Annotated in this window: 1 protein-coding gene; it reads right to left on the bottom strand. The window is 64.2% G+C overall.

Features of this window, described 5'->3' with window-relative positions; all coding sequences use genetic code 11:
- Nucleotides 1-192 precede the first annotated feature (192 nt).
- A partial coding sequence (locus C5F44_RS17640) for a LysR family transcriptional regulator (protein ID WP_146161993.1) occupies nucleotides 193-1,093 on the bottom strand: 901 nt, incomplete at its 5' end.

The following is a 1,093-nucleotide window of genomic DNA, read 5'->3' as shown; positions in this document are numbered from 1 at the left end:
TTCCGGCATGTGAAGACGAACCGCCTTTGGCGGTGGTGCGGGCGTTTTGTGCCACTGGTGATCCCTCCCGGACAGCCGGCCGGCATCGCAAGGATGCGGCCATTGTGGCGACCCAAACATGTTTGCCGGGCTAGGACAAAATCAATGCGCTGATGCCAGACATAACTTCAGGCTATTTCTGGCAGTCCATTATCATAAAATGCTATGCGTCAATCGCCGGGGGGGCAGCTCTGCCGTGACCCACAGCCCATTGGCAACCACGCGCTGCGCATGGCTGACCACCAGTTCCTGAAACACCCGCATCGCGGCCGTGCGGGGCCGGTCGCGCGAGGTGGCGATGATCCAGGGCCAGGTGATTCCGGCAATCGGCGCGATCGAGATCTCGCCCCGGCTGAAGGCCTGATGGCAGGCGCTGTAGGGCAGGATGCTGTGCAGCCCGCCGCGCGAAACCAGATCAATGATGATCGAATTGGTCTCGACGATCACCGGCGGGTTCCGGCTGCGCCCGGTCTGCGGCAGCATTTCATCGACAACCCGCCGCAGCCCGTTGTTCGAAGGGGTCAGCACCAGGTCAAGGTCGGCAAGGGAATCGGCCCCCACCGGCTGATCCAGCCGAAGGCCGGTCGCCCGTGACGACAGCCGCACCAGCGCCTCGGAACACAGGGCTTGCCGGTTCAGCCCGCGCGAGGCCCCGTGATCGGAATAAAGCGCCAGATCAACATGTCGCGTCACCAGGGCCTCGCGCACATTGACCGAGGTGCCCTCCTGGATCTCGATGCTGACCTGCGGGTGAAGGCGATGGAATTCAGCCACCACATCGGCCATCAGCAGCCCGCGCAGGGAATATGCGGAGGATATGCGCAGGGTGCCCGCGGGCAGCGTCTCGGCGGCGATGATGTCTTCCTTTATCAGCTCGACGCTTTGCATCAGGGCGCGGACGTGATCGGCCAACCGCTGCCCGGAAGGTGTCAGCGCCACACCCCGCGGCCGCCGTTCGACCAGTTGGGTGGACAGCTCTTCCTCCAGCAACTGGATCTGCCGGCTGAGCGCGGGCTGCGAGACATTCGCCCGCTCGGCGGCATGGGTGATGTTC

It is taken from the genome of Fuscovulum blasticum DSM 2131 (assembly GCF_003034965.1).
In the GTDB taxonomy this organism is placed as follows: Bacteria; Pseudomonadota; Alphaproteobacteria; order Rhodobacterales; family Rhodobacteraceae; genus Pseudogemmobacter; species Pseudogemmobacter blasticus.
Note: the sequence above shows the minus strand (reverse complement) of the source record. Positions and strands in the feature narration are given on the sequence as shown.